10 protein-coding genes are annotated in these 23,173 nt (G+C 74.0%); 4 read left to right on the top strand and 6 right to left on the bottom strand.

What is annotated here, in order from left to right; genetic code table 11:
• Nucleotides 1-338: 338 nt before the first annotated feature.
• Nucleotides 339-1,529, bottom strand: a complete 1,191-nt coding sequence (gene fxlM, locus VGX25_RS35020) for a methyltransferase, FxLD system (RefSeq protein ID WP_326922282.1) — start codon at nt 1,527-1,529, stop codon at nt 339-341.
• 78 nt (nt 1,530-1,607) lie between these two features.
• Here fxlM and VGX25_RS35015 point away from each other — a divergent pair, with 78 nt between their 5' ends.
• From VGX25_RS35015 to VGX25_RS35005, 3 genes are all read left to right on the top strand, one after another.
• Nucleotides 1,608-2,003 carry an SSI family serine proteinase inhibitor gene (locus VGX25_RS35015; RefSeq protein ID WP_326922281.1) on the top strand — a complete coding sequence of 132 codons (396 nt, stop codon included), beginning with the start codon at nt 1,608-1,610 and terminating at the stop codon, nt 2,001-2,003.
• A gap of 117 nt (nt 2,004-2,120) precedes the next feature.
• Nucleotides 2,121-7,052: a non-ribosomal peptide synthetase gene (locus tag VGX25_RS35010; protein WP_326922280.1), complete on the top strand. Its 4,932-nt coding sequence runs from the start codon at nt 2,121-2,123 to the stop codon at nt 7,050-7,052.
• A gap of 2 nt (nt 7,053-7,054) precedes the next feature.
• Nucleotides 7,055-16,738, top strand: a complete 9,684-nt coding sequence (locus VGX25_RS35005) for a non-ribosomal peptide synthetase/type I polyketide synthase (protein ID WP_326922279.1) — start codon at nt 7,055-7,057, stop codon at nt 16,736-16,738.
• Here VGX25_RS35005 and VGX25_RS35000 read toward each other — a convergent pair.
• On the bottom strand, nt 16,735-17,877 hold the full coding sequence (locus VGX25_RS35000; protein WP_326922278.1) for an MFS transporter: 1,143 nt from the start codon (nt 17,875-17,877) through the stop codon (nt 16,735-16,737). The two genes, VGX25_RS35005 and VGX25_RS35000, sit on opposite strands and share 4 nt — an antisense overlap.
• Nucleotides 17,877-18,776: a hypothetical protein gene (locus VGX25_RS34995; protein WP_326922277.1), complete on the bottom strand. Its 900-nt coding sequence runs from the start codon at nt 18,774-18,776 to the stop codon at nt 17,877-17,879. The genes VGX25_RS35000 and VGX25_RS34995 overlap by 1 nt, the downstream gene beginning before the upstream one ends.
• 107 nt (nt 18,777-18,883) lie before the next feature.
• Between VGX25_RS34995 and VGX25_RS34990 the strand changes: the two genes are divergently transcribed.
• Nucleotides 18,884-19,906 (top strand): LacI family DNA-binding transcriptional regulator, encoded by a 1,023-nt coding sequence (locus tag VGX25_RS34990; RefSeq protein WP_326922276.1) that lies wholly within the window; start codon nt 18,884-18,886, stop codon nt 19,904-19,906.
• 5 nt (nt 19,907-19,911) lie between these two features.
• Here VGX25_RS34990 and VGX25_RS34985 read toward each other — a convergent pair whose 3' ends face one another.
• The 3 genes from VGX25_RS34985 to VGX25_RS34975 all read right to left on the bottom strand — a co-directional run.
• Nucleotides 19,912-21,330: an NAD-dependent succinate-semialdehyde dehydrogenase gene (locus VGX25_RS34985; protein WP_326922275.1), complete on the bottom strand. Its 1,419-nt coding sequence runs from the start codon at nt 21,328-21,330 to the stop codon at nt 19,912-19,914.
• 151 nt (nt 21,331-21,481) lie between these two features.
• Nucleotides 21,482-22,426, bottom strand: a complete 945-nt coding sequence (locus VGX25_RS34980; RefSeq protein WP_326922274.1) for an NAD(P)-dependent oxidoreductase — start codon at nt 22,424-22,426, stop codon at nt 21,482-21,484.
• Nucleotides 22,427-22,447: 21 nt separating this feature from the next.
• The coding region (locus VGX25_RS34975; RefSeq protein WP_326922273.1) for an ABC transporter ATP-binding protein at nt 22,448-23,173 on the bottom strand (726 nt) is incomplete at its 5' end.

Here is a 23,173-nt window from a genome sequence, read left to right as displayed (position 1 = left end):
ATCGTTCGGTCCGGCCTCAAGATAGGTGTCGATCAGCTCGGCCGCTGCCGCGAGAAATTGCTGCGCCGTAGCGTCGTGTCTGGTCGGATGTGGTTGGGAGCGCACCTTTTCACTCCAATGGAGCAGATCGGCGACCGGGATATGACCGAGCATAGGAAGAAGAATGACAAGAAAAAAGGGCCCGATCGGGCTAAAAAAGACGCTCGCCGAGCCGGCACAATAGGCCGCCGTGTTCAGTTGATTCAGTGCGGCGGCCCCAAAATTTCCTGAACAGTCCTGACGCGGCTCCTCGTGCGTCTTTTCCGGGGCTATAGCACCACAAAAGACGCACGGCACCTTCAGCCGGCGGTCCAGGACAGGGCGAGTCGCGTGTGGACCTTGTCGATGAGCACGCCGTCGAGTCGGTCGGCCGCGGTGGCTCTGGGGTAGGCGCGGACGTGCAGGGTGGCCGATCCGGGACGGCCGGCGGCATCCCAGTCGCGGGTGCGGGCGACCAGCTCGGCGGCGAGCCGGCCGCCGTCCGGACCGTAGCCGAACACGGCGAGCTCGCCGGCCCGGCTGGCGAGCAGGGCGAGGCTGCCGGCGTCGAGGATCCCCGCCGTGGCGTTGAATCCCTGGGCCTGGACCGGCGCCGCCGGGATCGGGGCGACGACCGGCGAGCCGAGCGCGCACCAGCGGGGCTCGTGGACGGCCAGCCACAGGTTGAGGCCGTCGAACACCTCGTCGGGCTCGAAGGAGACACCGGTGGGGTGCTCGGTGGCGGCCTCGGACAGCGTGGCGCGCACCGCGTCGAGGTCGATCGGGCGATCGTGCGGGACGGTGAGCATCCGCTCGGTGTCCCGGTCGAGCACGAGGAGCTGCTCGGGTCCGGCGAACGGGCCGCGCATGCGCATGAAGCCGCACGGTTGAACGGAGACGCTCGCCCAGTGCCCGCCGGCGCGCTCGAAGGCCACGCTGCGCTGGACGCCGCGCAGGTCAAGCGGCACGACGAGGCGGCCGGCCGGGTCGAGCTGCTCCAGCCAGGCGGGCGCGAGGTCCCACACGCCGACCGTGGCGATGACGCGGTCGTAGGGTGCGCGCGGGGCGAAGCCGCCGGCGCCGTCGGCGCACACCACGTGCACGCCGGGGTAGCCCGCCGCGGTCAGGTGGGTCCGCGCGCGGTCGACCAGGTCGGGATCGAGGTCGACGGTGACGACCTCGCCGGTCGGCCCGGCAAGGTGCGCAAGCAGCGCGGCGTTGTAGCCGGTGCCGGCGCCGATCTCCAGCACCCGCTGGCCGGGCGCCACGCCGAGCTGGTCGAGCATGATCGCCATGATCGCCGGCTGGGAGGACGAGCTGGTCGGCCGGCCGGCCTCGTCGCGCCGGGTGACGATCGCCTCGTCCCGGTACACCGACTCCGGCGGCAGGTGGGGCAGGAACACGTGGCGGGGCACGGTGCGCAGGGCGTCGGCCACCGACTCGCCGATCGTGGCCCGGTCGCGGATCCGCGCGACGAGCTCGGCCCTGAGCGCGTGCAGCTCCCCGGTCACGCCTCGACCGTACCGGGCGCGCCACCCGATCGGGTGGCCGGCCTTCCCACCGGCGCCGTGAGAGTCCACAGTGGAGTCATGACCAGGTCTGCCGGCGTCCTGCCGGCGGCAATCTCCGTGCTGCTCGCCCTGGTCGCACCGGCCGGCGAGGCGAGCGCCGCCGCGCCGCCGAGCACCCTCGTCCTCAGCGTCCGCAACGTCATGGACGGCTCCGTCGCGCTGACCCGCCTGCGCTGCCACCCGCCCGGCGGCGCCCATCCCAATGCCGCCAAGGCCTGCGCCGACCTCGACGCGGCCGGCGGCGACCTCGACCTGCTCCCCGGCGATCCCGAAGCGCAGCTCTGCACCCTCGAGTACCGCCCGGTCATGGCCGCCGCCCGGGGCACGTGGCGCGGCCGCCCGATCCGCTGGAGCCACGAGTACGGCAACAACTGCGCCATGCGCGCGGCGACCGGTCCGGTCTTCGCCTTCTGATCCGATCACTCCACTGTGGACCATTTCTATAGCGCGCCTTGAGCGATGCGGTAGTAATCCCTATACCCGATGACGCGAAGCCTTGTCAGGATGTCCTATTGGTCATAGTTTCCCTGGGTGGTCACGGTCCCCGATCTGCTCCAGCAGCATGCCCGAAACCGCGCGGCGGATCGGGCATTCGTGTTTCTGGACGAGGACGCGGCGCCGGTGACCTACGCCGAGCTGGACGGCGCGGCACGGCGGGTGGCGGCGGCGCTGTCGGCCCGCGGCGGCGCCGGGGAGCCGGTGCTGCTGCTGTACCCGCCTGGACGGTCCTATGTGGAGGGTTTCCTCGGTTGCCTGTACGCGGGGGCGATCGCGGTGCCCGCGTACCCGCCGGACCCGGCGCGGCTCGAGCGGACGCTGCCCCGGCTGCGCGCGTTGATCGCCGACTGCGGCGCGCGGCTCGCGTTGACCGTGTCCGGGCTGGACGGCGCGGCGCCGGCGGGGCTGGAACCGATCGCCACCGACCGGCTGCCGGACATCGGCGCGGCTGCACGGGATTCGCCGCGGCCGGACCCCGGGTCGCCCGCGCTGCTGCAGTACACGTCCGGGTCGACCGGCGAGCCGAAGGGGGTGCTGCTCAGCCACGCCAACCTGGTGCACAACGCGGAGCTGGTCCGGCTGGGGTTCGGCTGCTCGCCGAGCTCGGTCGCGGTGAGCTGGTTGCCGCCGTACCACGACATGGGGTTGATCGGCGGGATCGTGCAGCCGATCTACGCGGGGCTGCCCATGACGCTGATGTCCCCGCTGACGTTCCTGCGGCGGCCGATGATCTGGCTGGAGACGATCTCCCGGTTCGGTGCCACGGTGAGCGGCGGCCCCAACTTCGCCTTCGACCTGTGCGTGCGCAAGAGCACGCCGGCGCAGCGGGCCGGGCTGGACCTGTCCCGGTGGCGGGTGGCGTTCTGCGGCGCCGAGCCGGTGCGGGCCGAGACGCTTGACCGCTTCGCCGAGGCGTTCGCCCCGGCCGGGTTCCGGCGGGAGGCGTTCTACCCGTGCTACGGCCTCGCCGAGGGCACGCTGATCGTCACGGGGGGCCGCCCGGAGGCGCCGCCGCGGCTGGTCGCGCACGACGGCACGGACCGGGTCGGCTGCGGCACGGCGCTCGGGGACCAGACCGTGGCCGTCGTCGACCCCGCGACCCGCGTGGCCGCGGATCCCGGCGCCGAGGGGGAGATCTGGGTCAGCGGACCCAGCGTCGGGCTCGGCTACTGGAACCGTCCCGAGGAGACCGCGCGGACGTTCCACGCCCGCCGCGCCGACGATCCCGGCCGCCGCTACCTGCGCACCGGCGACCTCGGTTTCCTCGGCCCCGACGGGGAGCTGGTGGTCACCGGGCGGGTCAAGGACCTGATCATCATCCGGGGCCGCAACGTCTACCCGCAGGACCTCGAGCAGACCGTCGAGCGGGTCGACGGCGTTCGGGCCGGCTGCAGCGCGGCGTTTCCGATCGAGCAGGACGGCGCCGAGGCCATCGCGATCGCCTGCGAGGTCACCGAGTCCACAGTGGACCTGGTTTCGGCGATCCGCCGCGCGCTGGCCGAGGCGCACGAGCTCGACCCGGCCGCCGTCGTCCTGCTGCGACCGCGCAGCATCCCCAAGACCTCCAGCGGGAAGATCCAGCGCCACGCCTGCCGGAAGGCGTTCCTCGACGGCGGGTGGGACGTCCTCGCCCGGTGGGACCGGGCCGCGACCGACGTGCTCACCCAGCTCACCGGCCTGCCCGCGGACACTCCGCTCACCGAGCTGGGGCTCGACTCGCTGCGCGCGGTCGAGCTGCGGCACGCGCTGCAGGAGCGCGGGGTGGACGTGTCGATCTCCGAGCTGCTCGGCGCCGGGACCATCGGCGAGCTGCGCGGGCGGAGACCCGCCGAGCCGAGCCCGATCCCGACCGAGCCCGGCCTCAGCGACGGGCAGCGCGCGCTGTGGTTCATGCAGCGGTGGGCCCCGACCAGCACCGCCTACCAGATCACCAGGGCGGCCCGGATCCGTTCCCCGCTGGACGTTTCCGCGCTGCGCCGGGCGTTCCGGGCGCTGGTCGACCGCCATCCCGCGCTGCGCACCCGGCTGCCGGCCGACGGCGGCGAGCCGGTACGCCGGGAGTTCGCCTTCCACGGCGAGGTTCTCGAGCACCACGACCTGTCCGCCTGCGACGAGACCGCACTGCGGCAACGGGTCGAGGCCGACGCCGCCCAGCGTTTCGATCTCGCCGGCGGACCCCTGTTCCGCGCCGCGCTGTACTCCCGCGGGCCGGCCGACCACGTCCTGCTGCTGTCGATCCATCATGTGATCGCCGACTTCTGGTCGCTGTCGGTGCTGGTGGACGACCTGCTCACGCTCTACGCCGGCGCCACCGCCGGCCCGGCCGCCGCGCCGGCGCCCGCCGAGTCCGAACGGGACATCGAGGCGCGGCTGGAGTACTGGCGCACCACCATGTCCGGAGCACCGCCGGTCATCGACCTGCCGACGACGTTCCCGCGGCCGAGGGTGCAGTCCCTGCGGGGCGCGGCAAACGAGTTCCGGATCTCCCCGGATGTGCTGCGGCGGCTGGACGAGCTGGCCGGCCGGACCGGCACCACCCGGTTCGTGGCGCTGCTGGCCGGGTTCGCCGCGCTGCTGTCCCGGTACGCCGGGGAGGACGTCGTGATCGGAACCCCGACCACGGGACGCGACGACCGGCGCACCGCCCGGCTCGTGGACTACCTCGTCAACCCGGTGCCGCTGCGGGTCCGCGTCGCACCGGGCACCACGTTCGGCGAGCTCATGGCCCGGGTACGGCACACCGTGCTCGGCGCGCTCGACCACGCGGTGCCGTTCCCCCGGCTGGTCGAGGCGATCCGCCCGACCCGTGACCCGAGCCGCTCGCCGGTCATGCAGGCGGCGCTGACCCTGCAGCAGTCGCCGCCCGGCCGGCCGGACCTCGCGGCCTTCGCGGTGGCCGACGATTCGGTTCGATTGGACCTCGGCGGCCTGGCCGTCCAGCCCTACCGGCTTCCCTGGCGGGACGCCATGTTCGACCTTTCGCTGATGGCCGCCGAGGTGTCCGGTGGGCTGAGCTGCGTCCTCGAGTACTGCGCGGACCTGTTCGACCCGCCGGCCATGGCTCGGATCGGCCACCAGCTCACCACCCTGCTGGCCGACGCGGCATCCAATCCGGACAGTCCGGTCGAGACACTCGGGCTGCTGGACGAGGGCGAGCGCGAAGCCGTCCTCGCCCTCGCCGACGGCGGCCCGCCGCTCGTCGGACCGACGACGCTGCCCGCCCTGTTCGCCGAGCGGGTCGCCAGGCACGGCGCCGCGACCGCGGTGGTGTGCGGCGGTCGGACGCTGAGCTATGCCGAGCTGGACGCCCTGGCCGGCCGGGTGGCGGCCGGCCTGCGCGGCCGGTTCGGGGTGCGGCCGGGCCAGGTGGTCGGGGTGCGGCTGCCGCGCGGCGTGGACTGGGTCGTGGCGTTCTGGGCCGTACTCAGGGCGGGCGCGGTGTACCTGCCGCTGACGCCGGACCTGCCCGCCAGCCGTCTGGAGTGGATGATCGCGGACGCCCGGCCGGCGGTGGTGCTCGGCCAGGGCGAGCTCGCCGAGGCGTCGGCCGAACCCGGGGAGCCCGCGGGGGACGCCGGCATCGGCCCGGAGGATCTCGCCTACGTCATCTACACGTCGGGCTCGACCGGCCGGCCCAAGGGCGTGCTGGTTCCGCACCGCGGGCTGGGCAACGTGGCCGAGGCGTGGGCCGCGGCGGTGGAGGTCACCGCGGCCGACCGGCTGCTGCACTACGCGTCGAGCTCGTTCGATCTGTCCATTCTGGAGGTTCTCACCGCCCACCTGCGCGGCGCCGCGCTGCACCTGGCGCCGCCCGACCTGGTGCCCGGTCCGGATCTGGTCCGGCTGCTGGAAGAGCAGCGGATCACCGTGGCCAGCATGTCCCCGTCGGCGCTCGCCGCGCTGCCCGACGCCGAGCTTCCGGACCTGGCCGGGCTGATCGTCGGCGGCGAGGTCTGCCCGGCGGAGCTGGTCGCGCGGTGGGGCCGCGGGCGCCGGTTCCGTAACGCGTACGGCCCGACCGAGACCACCATCTGCGCCACCATCGCCGCCTGCGAGCCGGGCGGGGGCCGGCCGCCGATCGGCCGCCCGATCCCGGGCGTGCGCACCTACGTGCTGGACGGCCGGATGCGACCGGTCCCGATCGGGATGCCCGGCGAGCTGTACATCGGTGGGATCGGGGTGGCCACCGGGTACCTCGGCCGGCCGGGGCTGACCGCGGACCGGTTCCGCCCCGACCCGTTCCACAGTGGACGGATGTACCGGACCGGGGACCGGGTGCGGTGGCTGCCGGACGGCTCCCTCGACTTCCTCGGCCGGCTCGACGACCAGGTGCAGATCCGCGGGATCCGGGTCGAGCCGGGCGAGATCGAGGTCCGGCTGCGCGAGGTGTCCGGGGCGCGCGAGGTGGCCGTCGTGCCGCGGCCCGGTCCCGGCGGCGGAACCGAGCTGGTGGCCTACCTGGTTCCCGACGGGCACCGGGTGCCGGTGGCCGAGCTGCGCGGCCGGCTGCGCGCCGAGCTGCCCGGCCCGTGGGTGCCGGCGGCGTTCGTCCATCTGGACCGCTTGCCGTTGACCGCCAACGGAAAGCTGGACCGGGCCGGGCTGCCCGCGCCGACCCCGGCCGACCGGGGCACGGCCGAGCGCAGGGCGCCGCGCACCGAGCTGGAGCGGATCGTGGCCCGGGTCTGGGCCGCCGTGCTCGGCCAGGACCTGATCGGCGTGCGGGACCACTTCTTCGACGAGCTCGGCGGAACCTCGCTGCTGGTCGCCAGGGTCACCGGCGAGCTGGCCGACCGGCTGGGCCGCGACGTGCCGGTGACCGACCTGTTCGAGCACCCGACCGTGGAGGCGCTTGCCCGCCACCTGGCACGCGCCGGCCCGACGGCCGAGGACACCCGACCCGAGGAGCACGCCGCGGCGCGGCGGGCGGCGCTGGCCAGGCGCGCCCGCCGGAAGGGAGCCTGACCGTGTCGTTGTCCGGCAACGAGATCGCCATCGTCGGCATGGCCGCCCGGTTCCCCGGCGCACCGGATCTCCCCACGTTCTGGCGGAACCTGCGCGCCGGCACGGAGTCGATCTCCGTCTTCGGCGAGGCCGAGCTGGAGACCTCGCCGCTGGTGCCCGAGCGGGCGCGCCGGCACCCCGGGTTCGTGCCGGCCGGCGGCGTGCTCGACGGCGGCGCGGCGTTCGATCACGACTTCTTCGGCATCCCACCGCGGGAGGCGCGCTGGATGGACCCGCAGCAGCGGGTGTTCCTCGAGGTCGCCTGGGCCGCGCTGGAGGACGCCGGGTACGACCCGTGGCGCTACCCCGGCCGGATCGCCGTCTACGCCGGCGCCGGGGCCTCGGGCCACCAGCTCGCCCTGCTCGGCCGGCTGGACTCCGACCCCGCCTCGCTCTACGAGGCGCTCGGCGGCTCCGCCGCGCAGAACCTGGCCACCAAGGCGTCGTTCCTGCTGCGGCTGCGCGGGGAGAGCATGAACGTGCACACCGCCTGCTCCACCGGACTGGCCACCGTGCACCTGGCCTGCCAGAGCCTCCTGTTAGGACAGTCGAGCCTGGCGATCGCCGGGGCGGTGTCGCTGTCAGTGCCGCAGCGCACCGGATACGTCCACCAGGAGGGGATGATCCTCTCACCGGACGGGCACTGCCGCGCGTTCGACCACCGCGCCGCCGGCACGGTGCCGGGCAACGGGGTCGGCGTGGTGGTGCTCAAGCCCCTCGCCGACGCGGTGGCCGACCGGGACCACGTGTACGCCGTGATCAAGGGCTCGGCGATCAACAACGAGGGGCACCGGTCGATCGGCTACACCGCGCCCAGCGTCGCCGCCCAGGCCGAGGTGATCGCCGAGGCGCTGGCGTTCGCCGAGGTGTCCGCCGCCGACATCGGCTACGTCGAGGCGCACGGCACCGGCACGCCGCTCGGCGACCCGATCGAGATCGCCGCGCTGACCCGGGCCTACCGGCGCAGCACCGACCGGGTCGGCGACTGTCCACTTGGGTCGGTCAAGACGAACATCGGCCACCTGGACACCGCGGCCGGCATCGCCGGGCTGATCAAGGTTGCGCTGATGCTGCGGCACGGCGAGATCCCGCCGAGCCTGCACCTGGAGCGGCCCAACCCGGCCATCGACTTCGCCGCCAGCCCGTTCGTGGTCAACACCGAGCTGCGGCCGTGGACCGGATCCCCGCGGCTGGCCGGGGTGAGCTCGTTCGGCATCGGCGGCACCAACGTGCACGCCGTCCTTGCGGAGCCACCCGCACCGGCCGAGCCCGCGCCGTCCGCCCGGCCGTACCAGGTCGTGCCGCTCGCCGCGCACACCCGCACCGCACTGTCCACAATGGCCGATGAGCTTGCCGGGCGGTCGGACCTCGAGCTCGCCGACGTGGCCTACACCCGGGCGGTCGGCCGCGCGGAGCTGCGGTACCGGCGGGCCTACGTGGCCGCCGGCGCGGCCGAGCTGGCCGACGCGCTGCGCGACCGCCGGGGCGACCCGGCGCCGGTCGCCGAGCCACCCCGGGTGGGCCTGCTGTTTCCCGGGCAGGGCGCGGCGTTCTACGGCATGGCGGGCGAGCTGTACCGCGCCGAGCCGGTGTTCCGCGCGGAGCTGGACTCCTGCGTGGCCGAGCTGGAGTTGCGGCTGGGCACGCCGCTGCTGCCGGCGCTGCTCGACGGCGCCGGGCCGATCCTCGATCCGGAGCTGGCGCACCCGGCGCTGTTCGCCGTAGAGCACGCGCTCGCCCGGCTGTGGCTGGCCTGGGGCGTGCGACCGGCCGCCCTGCTCGGGCACAGCTTCGGCGAGTACGCGGCGGCCTGCCTGGCCGGGGTGCTCACCCTGCCGGACGCCGCGGAGCTCGCCGTGGCCCGCGGCCGGCTGGTGGCCAAGCTCCCCGACGGCGCGATGATCGCGGTCGGGCTCGCCGAGGCGGAGCTGGCGTCCCTTGTGGACCCACCGCTGTCGCTGGCGGCGGTCAACGGCGACGGCCGGTGCGTCGTCTCCGGCCCGGTCGACGCGGTCGCCGAGCTGGGCGCCCGGCTGGCCGCGGCCGGCCACGCCGTGCGCGAGCTGCCGGTGCGGCGCGCCTTCCACTCCCCCGCCGTGGAACCGATCCTGCCGGAGCTGGTCGCCGTCGCGGAGCGCCTGCCAGGGGCGGCGGCGCCCGCGCTGCCGCTGCTGTCCAGCCGCTCGGGGACGTGGTGGGCAGACGACGACGGCGGCCCGGAGTACTGGGCGCGGCAGATGCGGGAACCGGTCCGCTTCGCCGCCGCGCTGGAAACCCTTGCCGCGGCCGAGGATGAACCGCTGGTGCTGATCGAGGTGGGCGCCGACCAGGGCCTCACCACGCTGGCCATGGCCCAGCTGCGCGACCGGGCCCTCGTGGTGCCGTCGCTGCGCCGCCGGGACACCGACGGGTCGGACCACCGGGTGCTGCTGGAGGGCGTCGGCGCGGTGTGGTCGGCCGGCCTGCCGGTCGACTGGGACGCCTTCTACCGCAACGAAAGCCGGGGCCGCGTCCCGCTGCCGAGCTACCCGTTCGAGCGGGTGGACTGCCGCCTCGACGCGCCGGCCGACATCCCGGCCGAAGTCCCGGCCGAAGTCCCGGCCCTGCTCCCGGCCGGGGGGCCGGCGGCGGCGCAGGACGCCGCGTCCGAGGGGCCGCGCGACGACATCGAGCGCAAGGTCTTCGAGATCTGGCGGGAGCGGCTTGGCACCGACGAGTTCGGCATCCACGACAACTTCCTCGAGCTGGGCGGCAACTCGCTGTCCGCGGTGCAGCTGATCAACCGGCTACGGGCGGCGTTCCCGGTGCCGATCCCGCTCGCCATGCTGTTCGAGGAGCCGACCGTCGCCGGGGTGGCGGGGCGGATCCGCGACCTGCTCGGCGACTCCGGCGCCCCGGTGGGTGACGAGCTGCCGCCCATCCGGCCGGTGCCGCGCGACCCCACCCCGCCGCTGTCGGTGGTGCAGGCGCGGACCCTCGCCCTGGAGGCCGCCGACCCCGGCAACCCCGCCCTTGCCATGCCGGTGGCCGTGGAGCTGGCCGGTGCGCTGGACGTCGCCGCGCTCGAGGCCGCGATCCGGGTGGTCGCCGGCCGGCACGAGACGCTGCGCACGACGTTCCATTGCGACGGTGGACTATGGACACAGCGGATCGAACCGGAGGCGCGGGTTGCCCTGGAGATCGAGACGGTGCCCGGGGCGGAGCCGGCCGCGCGACTGGCCCGCGAGGAGGCCGCGCGACCGTTCGACCTGGCCGCGGCCCCGCTCAGGGCGCGGCTGCTGCGCCTCGCCGAGGATAACCACATCCTGCTGCTGACCGTGCACCACGTGGTGTCCGACACGCTGTCGATGGTCAACCTGGTACGGGAGATCGGTGCGTCCTACGAGGCGATCGTGGCCGGTGCGCCGTCCCCGCTGCCGCCGCTTGCGGTGCAGTACGCCGACTTCGCCGCCTGGCAGCGCCGAATCGCCGGCGGCGATGCGCTCGACCGGCAGCGGGCGTACTGGCGCGCGACGTTGGCCGATCTCCCGCGCCTCGCGCTGCCAACCGACCGGCCCCGCTCGGCGGAGCGCGGGCTGCGCGGCCGGCACCTCGAGGTCGGCCTGTCCCCCGCACTGTCCACACAGGTCTACGAGGTCAGCCAGCGGCTCGGCGTCACCCCGTTCATCACGCTGCTGGCCGCCTACACGGCGTTCCTCGGCCGGATCAGCGGTGCGCGCGACGTGGTCGTGGGAACCCCGATCGGCAACCGGGAACGGGCCGAGCTGGAGCCGCTGATCGGCTACGTCGCCCACGCCCTGCCGCTGCGCACCGACCTCGACGGCGACCCGAGCTTCGCCGAGCTCGTGTCCAGGACGCGGCGGACCGTGCTGTCCGCCTACGCCCACCCGGACCTGCCCTACGAGGAGCTGGCGCCGGGCACCGCGCGGCTGTTCGACGCGCTGTTCGTGCTGCACGCCGGAATCCCGGACGCGCAGGAGCTTGCGGGCATGACCTGGCGGCAGTGGCAGGTGCCCGACATGCCGGCCATGTTCGCCGCCACCCTCGCCACCTTTTCGCTGATGCTGGCCGAGTCCCCGACCGGCCTTTCCGGAACCCTGACCTACGCCGAGGAACTGTTCGGGGAGGCGACGGCGCGAAGCCTGTTCGACAAGTTCACCGCGCTGCTCGAGGACGGGCTGCGCCGGCCGGACACACCGCTGTCGAAGCTGCGCCTTGACGCCATCCCGGTGCCCGTCCGGGTCGGGCCGCCGGCCGCCGGGCCGCTGATCAGCCTGTCGTTCTTCGCCAACGACGAGAACGCCATCGTCGGGCCGAAGTACGCGCTGCTGCTGGAGGCCGCGCGGCTGGCCGACGAGCACGGCCTGGCCGCGATCTGGACGCCGGAGCGGCACTTCCACGCCTTCGGCGGGCTCTACCCCAGTCCCACCGCGACCGGCGCGGCGCTGGCCGCCGCCACCCGCCGGATCGGCATCCGCGCCGGCAGCGTGGTGTTGCCGCTGCACGACCCGATCCGGGTGGCCGAGGACTGGTCGGTGATCGACAACATCTCCGGCGGCCGGGTCGGGGTGTCGTTCGCGTCCGGCTGGCACCCCAACGACTTCGTGCTCGCCCCCGACCGGTACGCCGACCGCCGGGAGGTGATGCGCGCGGGCATCGAGGAGGTGCGCCGGCTCTGGCGGGGCGAGACCGTCGTGCGGCGCAACGGGATCGGCGACGAGGTGGCGGTGGCGATCCGCCCCCGGCCGGTGCAACCCGAGCTGCCGTTCTGGCTGACCGCGGCCGGCAGCCCGGACACCTTCCGGATCGCCGGGGAGCTGGGCGCCTTCCTGCTCACGAACCTGATGGCCCAGACCATGGCCGACCTAGCCGGCAAGATCAAGCTGTACCGGGAGGCCTGGCGCGCCGCCGGCCACGCCGGCGACGGGCACGTCACGCTCATGCTGCACGCCTTCCTCGCCGACTCGGCCGAGGAGGCGTACGCGGTGGCGCGGCCCCCGCTGCTGCGCTACTTCCGCAGCTCCGTCGACATCTCAAGGGGATTCGCGGTCAGCCAGGGGCTGGCCGTCCGGCCGGAGGACCTCACAGAGGACGACCTGCGGATCCTGCTCGAGCACGGCGTTGAGCGGTACCTGCGCGACGGCGCGCTGATCGGGACGCCGGCCAGCTGCGCGCCCGTGCTGGACCGGGTGTCCGAACTGGACGTCGACGAGGTGGCCGCGCTGATCGACTTCGGGGTGCCGGCGGAGGCGGCGCTGCGCGGCGTGCGGCTGCTCGGCACGCTGGCCGCCGAAGGGAGGCAACGGCACGTCGCCTCCCGCACGGCGCCGCTGTCCTATGCGCAGCAACGGTTGTGGTACCTCGACCAGCTCGAGCCGGGGAACGTCGCGTACAACAACGCGGTCGCGCTGCGGATGCGCGGCGAGCTGGACACCGCCGCCCTGCACCGCGCGCTCGACGAGGTGGTGCGCCGGCACGAGGTGCTCCGCACCACGATCGAGATCACGCCCGACGGCCCGGTGCAGGTGATCCACCCGGCGCTGGACGTCGAGCTGCCGGTGCGCCCGGCCGACGCCGCCGACGTCGACCGGCTCGCCACCGACTTCGCCCGCACCCCGTTCGACCTCGAGCGGGGTCCGCTGCTGCGGACCTGCCTGCTGCGCCTCGGTCCCGACGAGCACGTGCTGCTGATCTGCCTGCACCACATCGTGTCCGACGGGTGGTCGGCCGGCGTGCTGTGCGCCGAGCTGGCCGCCATGTACGCCGGCGGCGAGCTGCCGCCGCTGCCCATGCAGTACGCGGACTACGCCGTGTGGCAACGGGAGCGGCCCGACTCCCCTGGCGATCTCGCGTACTGGACCGAGAACCTGGCCGGCGTGCCGATGCTGGAGCTGCCGGTGGACCGGCCGCGCGGGCCGGTGCAGGGCCGCGACGGCGCGCGCGTGCCGGTGCGCATCCCGCGGGAGCTGGCCGACGCGCTCGGCGGGCTGTGCCGCGCCACCGGGAGCACGCCGTACATGGCGCTGCACGCCGGGCTGGTCACCCTGCTGCACCGCTACAGCGGCCAGACCGACCTGGCCATCGGCACCGCGGTGGCCGGGCGCACCCGCCCGGAGACCGAGAACCTGGTCGGCTGCTTCATCAACTCGGTGGTGATCCGGACCGACCTGGCCGGCGACCCCACGTTCCGCGAGCTGCTCGGCCGGGTCAAGCGGGCCACCCTCGGCGCGGTCGCGCACCAGGAGATCCCGTTCGAGCGGCTGGTGAACGAGCTCGAGGTGCCCCGCACACTCAGCCACGCGCCGCTGTTCCAGGCCATGCTCGTGCTGCACAACACCCCGAGCCCCACCGTGCGGCTCGGCGCGCTCACGCTGGAGCCGCTGGATATCGACCCGCGGGCCACCAAGCTCGACCTGATCCTCGAGCTGCGCGAGGGCGAGGACGGCATCAGCGGGTGTTGGGAGTACAACACCGACCTGTTCGACCCGGCCACGATCGAGCAGCTCACCCGGCACCTGCTCGGCCTGCTTGCGGACGCGGTGGCCGACCCCGACCGGCGACTGTCCGGCCTCACGCTGCTCTCCGACGACGAGCGCCGCGAGGTGCTCGCCCTCTCGACCGGTGCGCCACTCGACACCCCCGACGGTGTGGTGCACGCGGCGTTCGAGGCCCAGGTGGCCCGCACCCCCGATGCGATCGCGATCGGCGACGAACGGCGCCCGCTGACCTACCGCGAGCTCGACATCGCCGCCAACCGGATCGCGCACGGACTGCGTGACCGCGGCGTGCGGCCGGGACGCGTGGTGGCGCTGCTGCTCGAGCAACCGACCGCGGCGATCCCCGCGATGCTCGGCGTGCTCAAGGCGGGCGGCGCCTACGTGCCCGTCGATCCGCACGCACCGCGGGCCCGCCGGGACACCATCCTCGCGGCGGCCGACCCGGTCGTGATCATCGGTGCCGACCGCGAGCCGGCCGGCCACACCCTCGCCGACCTGGCCGCCGGCCAGCCGGACGACCCGCCGCCCGCCCTCGCCACCGCGAGCGACCCCGCGTACATCATCTTCACGTCCGGATCGACGGGCACGCCCAAGGGTGTCGTCGTCGAGCATCGGCACCTGCTGTTCTCGACCCTGTCCCGGCGCGCCCACTACGGTGAGCCGGGCCGCTGCCTCAGCCTTCAGGCGCTCACCTTCGACGGCTCGTTGGCGTTGATCTACTTCGCGCTGCTGTTCGGCGGGACGATATGGCGCCCCGAGCGCGAGGTCACGGCAGAGCCGCACCGGGTGGCCGAGCTGATCGCCCGCCACCGGCTCACCCGGGTGGCCGCCGCGCCGGCATACTACGGGCAACTGCTCGCCGCGGTGGCGCCCGGTCAGCTCGACTCGCTGCGCTCGGCGACCGTCGGCGGCGACACGTGCCCGCCGGAGCTGGTGCTCGCGCACCGGGCGGCGGTGCCGCGTGTGGAGCTGCACAACGAGTACGGCCCGACCGAGGTCACCATCTGGTCCACCGTGCACCGGGTCGACCACCCGCCGAACGGGCCGGTGCCCATCGGGCGATCCATCCCCGGTGTGCGCAACTATGTGCTCGACCCGCATGGCCGGCCGCTGCCGGTCGGCGCGACCGGCGAGCTGTACGTCGGCGGGCCTGCGGTGGCGCGCGGCTACCTCGGCGCGCCGGACCTGACCCGCGAGCGGTTCCTCCCCGATCCCTTCTCGACAGTTCCAAATGGACGAATGTATCGCACGGGCGACCGCGCCCGGTGGAACCGCGCCGGCGTGCTTGAGTTCCTCGGCCGCATCGACCGGCAGGTGAAGATCCGCGGCTTCCGGGTCGAGCCGGCCGAGACCGAGGCCGTCCTGGCCGCGCACCCGGCCGTGGCCGAAGCCGCCGTCATCCCCGTGCGCTCGGCGACCACCCGGCTCGTCGGCTACGTCGCTCCGTCCGATGTGGACGTCGAGGAGCTGCGCGCGTTCGCCGAGGCACGGCTGCCCGACTACCTGGTGCCGGCCCAGCTCGTGGCCATACCGGAGCTGCCGAGAACCCGGCACGGCAAGGTGGACGTGCGTGCCCTGCCCGAGCCCGAGCCACCCGCCGCGGCGGCCCCGGTGGCGCCGCGCACCGACGCCGAGCGCGCGCTCGCCGCGGTGATCGCCGAGGTCCTCCGCATCCCGGAGGTCGGCGTCCACGACGACTTCTTCGCCCTCGGCGGCGACTCGATCCTGGCCATGTCCGTCGTCACCCGGGCCCGCGCGCGGTCGATCGAGCTGACCGTCCGCCAGCTGTTCCAGAACCCCACCGTGGCCCGGCTCGCCACGGTCGCCGGCACCCGCCTCGTCGCGCCGGCCGAGCAGGGCCCGGTCACCGGTCCCGTCCTGCTCACCCCGATCCAGCGGTGGCTGCTCGACCAGGACCTGCCGGAGCCCGACCACTGGAACATGTCCGTCCACATGGAACTCCACGAGCCGCTCCGGCCGGACCCGCTTCAGGAAGCCTTCCGCACCGTCCTGCGCCACCACGACGCGCTGCGACTCCGGTTCACCCGACGGGACGGGACATGGCGCCAGCACAACGCGCCCGTGGAGACCGACTGGACACTGTGGACGGTCGATCTCTCGGACACCGCACCGGGCCAGCAGGCCGCCGAGCTGACCGCGCACGCCGAACGGCTGCACCGGTCGCTGGACCTGGCGAGCGGTCCGCTGCTGCGCGCCGCGCTCATCCACCGCGGCCAAGGGCTCGCCGATCAGCTGCTGGTCGTCGCGCACCACCTGGTCACCGACGGCGTGTCCTGGCGGATCATCCTCACCGATCTGTTCGCGGCGTACCGGAGTCTCGCCGCCGGGCAACCGGTCGTGCTCCCACCCAAGACCACCTCCTACGCCCAGTGGTCGCGTGGCCTGGCGGATCTCGAGCCCGGCCGCGCCGAGATCGACTACTGGACCGGGCTGCCGTTCCACCTTGCGCCCCGGCTGCCCCGCGACGGTGACGGCCCGAACACCTGTGGCGCCGCGCGGATGCTGCGGGTCGAGCTGGACGAGGCCGACACCCGCCGGCTGACGCACGATCTCCCGCGCGGCGCCGGCGTCCACGAGGCCCTGCTCACCGCGATCGCCTCGGCCGTTGCCGGCTGGACCGGCGCCGACCACGTCCAGCTGGACATCGAGCGCCACGGCCGCGAGGACCTCGTGCCCGGCCTTGACGTCGTCCGCACCGTGGGCTGGTTCAGCGACTTCCACCCCACCGTCCTGCCCGTCCCCCACGGTGATCCCGCCGGGCGACTCGCCGTGGTGGCCGAGACGCTCGGGTCGGTCCCGCACCGCGGCGCCGGCTACGTCCCGCTCCGGCACGGCACGCACGACTCACCGCTGCGCGGCCTGCCGCCGTCCGAGCTCACCGTCAACTACCTCGGCCAGCTCGACGCGGCGCTGCCGCCCGACGCCCCGGCCACGATCCTCGGCGACCCGCCCGGCAGCCTCCGCTCGGCCGGCACCCCCCGGCCCCACCTCATCGAGGTCACCGCCGGCGTGCTGGACCACCGCCTGTGGCTGGTCTGGACCTACGCCGAGGGCATCCACCGCCCGGAGACCGTCGAGCGGCTCGCCACGCACACCACCGAGCAGCTCCGCCGGCTCGGGAATCGTTAGGGGCCACGCCACCTGGCCCGGCCGGCGGTGGCCAGGAGTCCTAATGGGACGGTCAGGGCGCCGGCGCCGGCGAAGATCATGCCGTACCGGCCGGCCGCCACCAGGTCGGCGACGAGCAGGGCGGCGGTCGCGCTGCCGCCGAACAGCGCGCCGGCGAACAGCGACACCATGGTCGCCCTGGCGTCGGGCAGCACCTCGGTGGCCCAGGTCTGCAGGGTCGAGTGCATCGCCGCCCAGGCCACGCCGATCAGGACCGCGGCGAGCAGCCCGACCGCCGGGGACCGGGACACCGAGATCGCCGCGCAGGCCAGCAGCTCGGCGGTCGCGCCCGCGGCGATGAGCCGCGCGGGCGCCAACCTCGCGGACACGCGGCCGACGGCGTTGGCCGCGCCGAACACCGCGAGCCCGAACGTCCCGGTGACCGCTCCGGCGACGGTGGCGCTGGCGCCCGCGGCCTCCACCGCCGCCGGCAGCAGCGTCAGCCCGCCGAGCAGCACCGCGCCCTCGAGAAAGGCCAGCAGCAGCACGAAGGTCGCGGCCCGGGAGCGCGCGATCATGGCGACCGGGCGCAGCAGGCCGGCGCCGCGGGAGCGCGGCGGCTCGACGAGCCGGCCGAGCACGAACGCCAGTGCGAGGGCGGCCAGACCGGTCGCCACGAACGCGGCCCGCCAGGTGAACACGGTTGCCACCAGCCCGGCTCCGACCGAGGCGAGCGCCGTGCCGACCGCGAGCCCGACCATGAGCCGGGCGACCTCCCGCTGCCGCCCCTCGGCGGGCACGGTGTCCCCGACGTAAACCAGGCCGCCGGGGTAGGCGGCGCCGAAGAACCCGCCGGCGAGGCCGCGGGTCAGGCCGAGCGCGAGCGGGGTCCAGGCGAACGCCGCGGCCGTGGTGCAGACCGCCGCCGCGAGCATGGCCAGCCGGATCGTCCGCACCAGACCCAACGCGTCCGACACCGTGCCCCAGACCGGTTGGGTGAGCCCGTAGAACAGGAAGTACGCGCCCGCCGCCGGCACCACGTCGGACAGCGGCACGCCGAGATCGTGCGCGATGGCGATGAGCACCGGCGGCATCGCGAACCGGTCCAGCGTGCTCACGAACACGGTGAGCTGCAGCAGCCGGATGGCGGACGCCGGCATCAGCGGCCCGGCGCGATGAGTCCCGACGACGGCTCCAGCGCCGTGGCGAGGACGTCCCCGCAGTCCGGCAGGTACCGCCGGCGCAGCGCGACGATCGTCGCCAGGGCGGCGCGGTCCACGCCCGCGTCGGTGATCACGCCCTCCACCGGGCTGCTGAGCCGGTCGACGTACCGGGCGGCGAGGTGCTCCGGAAGGTCCAAGATGGACATCGCGGCGTCGCGCGCGACCTCGTCGGCTTGTCCACTGTGGACCAGCTCGGCCGCGCGGCGCAGCGCCCCCGCCAGCTCGGTCGCGGCGGCCAGCCGGTCGTGGCCGGCCACGGCGAGCACGCTGCCGAGGTAGGGCGCGCCGAGGTCGGCCACGCTCGCCAGCCGGACGCAGCCGGCCTCCTCGGCGAGCAGCTCGCTGCCCGCGTTGAGCATGGTGGCGTCGCACTCGCCGGCCAGCAGGGCCCGGCGGCGCCGCGGGGTGGAGCCGAGGGTGACGAGCCGGTACTCGTCGCGGCCGACGCCGAGCGCGTCGCCGAGGGCGTACATCGCCAGCGCGAACCCGGACGTGGGGACGTCGACGCCGACCACCGCGCCGCGCAGCCCGGCCGGGTCGAGGCCGGGGCGGCCGTAGAGCGCGAGGCCGAGGCCGCGGTCGACGGCGCAGGCGATGCGGACGTCGGCGGTCCGGCCGAGCGGGTTGGCCGGGTCGAACCGGTAGGCCAGGACGTTGTCCGGGCTGGTGAACGCGACGTCGAGGTCGCCGGCCAGCAGGGCGCGGAACTGGGCGGGCGAGGACGGCACGGGCACCTCGGCCACAACCAGGTCCCGCTCGTCGAGCAGACCCAGCCGGCGCGCTACCGTCAGCAGTACGGACGGGGTGAAGGTACCGGCGACCAGCTTCGTACTCATCGCGGCTACTCGCTCTGCACTCGTTTGCAAAGCTGCGGACCATTCATCCCAGGGCCGTGATAACCTGCAATTCTGCAATCGATATGTGACCGGGTCGGTGCCGCCGTATGACGAACTCCCCCACCCTCAAAGAGGTCGCCCGGCGGGCCGGCGTGCACGTCACCACCGCCTCCCGTGCACTCAACCCCGCCACCAGCTCGCTGGTCAACTCCGCCACGATCCGCAAGGTCCAGGCGGCCGCGCGGGAACTGCGCTACCAGCCCAACGCCATCGCCCGCGGGCTGAAGACGGCCCGCTCGATGTCGGTCGGCGTGCTGCTGCCGGACCTGACCAACCCGCTGTTCCCGCCGATCGTCCGGGGCATCGAGGACGTGCTGGCCGCCGCCGGCTACACCACGCTGATCGCCAACACCGACCACGACCCCGACCGGCAGCTCGCGCTGTTCGACACGCTGCGGGCCCGGCAGGTCGACGGCGTCATCGCCGCCACCGCGCGGCGCGACGACCGGCTGTTCATCGAGGCGCACCGGTACGGCGTCCGGATCGTGCTGGTCAACCGCCGGGTCGACGGATCGGAGATCCCGTCGGTGGTCGGCGACGACCAGCACGGCGTGGCCATGGCCGTGCGCCACCTGGTGGAGCTGGGGCACACGCGGATCGCGCACGTCGCCGGCCCGCAGGACACCACGACCGGACGGACGCGGTTGCGGGCCTTCCGGCAGACGCTCGACGAGGCCGGCATCGGCGCCGACCCGGCGCTGATCGCGGTGGCCGACGAGTTCACCGAGGCGCGCGGGGCGAAGGCGATCACGACGGTGCTCAACGCCACCGCGCCACCCACCGCGGTGGTCGCGGCCAACGACCTGATCGCGCTCGGCTGCCTCGACGTGTTCGCCGAGCGCGGGCTGTCCTGTCCGCGGGACGTCAGCCTCGTGGGGTTCAACGACATGCCGTTCGTCGACCGGCTGGCGCCGCCGCTGACCACGGTGCGGGTGCCGCACTACCAGATCGGCGCCGAGGGCGCGCGGATGCTGCTCGAGCGCCTCGGCGACCCGGAGCTGCCGGCGAAGTCGATCACGCTGCCGGTCTCCCTCGTCGTGCGCAAGTCCACCGTCCGCCCACCCGGGTAGCCGGCTCACCACGACACCGCGACGTACTTGGACTCGGTGAACTCCAGCAGCCCGTCGTGGCCGCCCTCGCGTCCGATGCCGGACTGCTTGACCCCGCCGAACGGGGCGGCCGGATCGGAGACCACCCCGCGGTTCAGGCCGACCATGCCCGACTCCAGCGCCTCGGCCACCCGCAGCCCGGTGGCCAGGTCGCCGGTGTACACATAGGACACCAGACCGTACTCGGTGTCGTTGGCCAGCCGGATCGCCTCGTCGAGATCGTCGAACGCCACGACCGGCGCGACCGGGCCGAAGATCTCCGTGCGCAGGATCGCCGCGTCCGGCGGCACCCGACCGAGAACCGTGGGCTCGTAGAAGAACCCCGGCCGGCGCGGCGCGCTGCCGCCGACGATCACCTTGGCGCCCGCGGAGTCCACAAGGGACGCGACCTTGTCCCGGGTGGCGGCGTTGACCAGCGGGCCGACCTGCACCCCGGGATCGAGGCCGGGCCCGACCACGAGCTCGCCCATCGCCGCGGCGAGCCGCTCGGTGAACTCGTCGGCGATGGCGGCGTGCGCGTAGAACCGGTTCGCCGAGGTGCACGCCTCGCCGCCGTTGCGCATCTTGGCCACCATCGCGCCGGCCACCGCGGCGTCGAGGTCGGCGTCGGCGAGCACCAGGAACGGCGCGTTGCCGCCGAGCTCCATCGAGCAGTTGACGACGCCGTCCGCGGCCTGCCGCAACAGGACCCGGCCCACCTCCGTCGAACCGGTGAACGACAGCTTGCGCACCCGCGGGTCGGCCAGCATCACGCCCACCACCGAGGCCGATCGGCTCGCCGGCAGCACGTTCACCACACCGGCCGGCACCCCCGCCTCCTCGAGCAGCGCGGCAAGCGCGAGCGCGGTCAGCGGCGTCTCGCTGGCCGGCTTGAGCACCAGCGTGCACCCCGCGGCCAGCGCCGGACCGATCTTGCGGGTGGCCATGGCGGCCGGGAAGTTCCACGGGGTGACCAGCAGGGCCACCCCGATCGGTTGGCGCAGCACGAGAATCTTGTTCGCCCCGGACGGCGCGGTCTGCAGGCTGCCCTCGGCGCGCACGGCTTCCTCGCTGTACCACCGGAAGAACTCCGCCGCGTAGGTCACCTCGGCGAGCGCGTCCGGCAGGGCCTTGCCGTTCTCCCGGACGATCAGCTCGGCCAGCTCCCGGCTCCGCGCGGTCATCAACTCGTAGGCCCGCCGCAGGATCTCGCCGCGCTCCCGTGGTGCCGTGGCAGCCCACGCCGGAAAGGCACGATCAGCGGCGGTGACGGCGGCAAGCCCGTCCTCCACGGTGCCATCCGCCACGTCCGTGAACTGCTCGCCGCTGGCCGGATCAATGACCGGAATCCGGCGGCCATCCGACGCGGGCTGCCACACCCCCGCGATATAGCTCTCGGTTCTCACATCTATATCCTCACGTCCGCGTGTTTGCCGCTCACGTCGTCGTGTTGGCGCCTCGCGCGATGGGAAACCTCGCCACGCGCCAACATGGCGACGCCAGGGACCAACACGCCGGTCATAGTCGACGCCGGTGTGTCCTGGCGCGCGCTCACGGCTACTCCTCCTCCAGTCCGTCGGTCACCGCGACGTGCTCCGGGACGAGCGTCAGCCCGGCCGCCTTCGCCTGCTCGGTCAGCAGCACCGCGAAGTCCTCGTCGACGTGGCCGTGCCCGATCGCCGTGCGGATCAGCTGGTGGGTCAGCGAGGCGACCGGCATGGGCACGGCGAGCGTGTGGGCGGCGTCCATGCCGAGGTCGAAGTCCTTGCGCAGCAACACCGGGGTGAAGGTGGGCGTGAGGTCGAGGTTGACGAAGGCCGGCGTCTTGTACCGGGTGAACGTCGATCCCATGACCGAGCCGTTGAGGAAGCTCAGGAACGCCGCGCGGCTCACCCCGCCCTTCTCGGCCAGCACGGTCACCTCGGCCAGCGCCTGGGTCACCACGCCGAGGAAGATGTTGTGGCAGATCTTCACCAGCCGGGCCACCTCGCCCTCGCCGGCGTAGGTGACGCCGCGCCCGATCGCGCTCAGGTACGGCTGGACCGCCCGGAACGCGTCCTCCGGCCCGGAGGCCACGATGGACAACCGGCCGGCGTCGGCCACCCGGCCGTTGCCGGAGACCGGCGCGGCCACGAACGCGGTGCCGAGCTTGGCCGCCGCGGCGCGCACGTCCGCGGAGACCTCGATGTCCACAGTGGACGAGTCGACGAGGATCCGCGGCGCGACGCCCTCCTGGCGTAACACGCCGCCGTCGCCCATCGTCACCTCGGCGAGGTCGGCGCTGGTGGACACCATCGTGAAGACCACGTCACGCTCGGCGAGCTCGGCGATCGTGTCCGCGATCGTCGCCCCCACCTCGGCCAGCGGCTCGGCCTTGGCCCGGGTCCGGTTCCACACCGCGACGTCGTAGCCCGCGCCGAGCAACCGCGCGGCCATCGCGTAGCCCATCCGCCCGGTGCCGATCCAGCCGATCCGTGCCGCGCTGGGAAGAATGTCGTTCATGTGTCCGGTTCCAATCGTGCTTCAGGACGAGGACGACGCCAGCGCGCCGAGGTAGAGCGTGGCAATCTCCGGATGGTCGACAATGTCCTTGGCCGGGCCGTGCAACCGCACCCGACCGCCCTCCATCACCACACCGTGCGAGGACAGCGACAGCCCGAGCCGGACGTTCTGCTCGACGAGCAGCACGGTCTTGCCCCGCTCGCGCATGCCGCGGATAAGCTCGGCGACCGCCGTGAGGCCGCGCGGGTCCAGCCCCAGCGACGGCTCGTCGAGCAGCACCACCGCCGGATCCAACATCAGCGACCGGCCGATCTCCAGCAACCGCCGCTGACCCCCCGACAGGTTCCCGGCCGCAACCCCCGGCCGCTCGCGCACGAGCGGAACCAACTCGGCCACCGCGTCGTACCGCTGCGCCAGCAGCAGCCGTTGCCTGCGGATCAGATACCCACCCATGAGCAGGTTCTCCCGCACCGACATCCGCGGAAACAGCGCCCCGGTCTGCGGAACCTGAGCGACCCCCCGAGCCAGAATCTCCGGCGGGCTCAACCGGTCGATCCGCGCGCCACCCAGCAGGATCTCCCCCCGCCGCGCCCGCAACAGCCCGCTGATCACCCGCAGCACCGTCGACTTCCCCGCCCCGTTGGGCCCGAGCACACAGGTAACCGATCCGGCCTCGACACTCAGATCGAGCCCCCGCAACACATCCCCGCCCCCGTACCCGGCATGGATCCCACGCAACGTCAGCAC

It is taken from the genome of Actinophytocola sp. (assembly GCF_035942955.1).
Taxonomy (GTDB): domain Bacteria; phylum Actinomycetota; class Actinomycetes; order Mycobacteriales; family Pseudonocardiaceae; genus DASYTH01.
The sequence above is the reverse complement of the archived record's forward strand: the minus strand, read 5'-3'. Positions and strand labels throughout refer to the sequence as shown.

Bases quoted from the DNA above. Each gene is read 5' to 3' on its own strand.
- VGX25_RS34995 (WP_326922277.1), bottom strand. From the start codon at position 18,776: ATGAGTACGAAGCTGGTCGCCGGTACCTTCACCCCGTCCGTACTGCTG.
- VGX25_RS35015 (WP_326922281.1), top strand. From the start codon at position 1,608: ATGACCAGGTCTGCCGGCGTCCTGCCGGCGGCAATCTCCGTGCTGCTC.
- VGX25_RS34980 (WP_326922274.1), bottom strand. From the start codon at position 22,426: ATGAACGACATTCTTCCCAGCGCGGCACGGATCGGCTGGATCGGCACC.
- VGX25_RS35000 (WP_326922278.1), bottom strand. From the start codon at position 17,877: ATGCCGGCGTCCGCCATCCGGCTGCTGCAGCTCACCGTGTTCGTGAGC.
- VGX25_RS34990 (WP_326922276.1), top strand. From the start codon at position 18,884: ATGACGAACTCCCCCACCCTCAAAGAGGTCGCCCGGCGGGCCGGCGTG.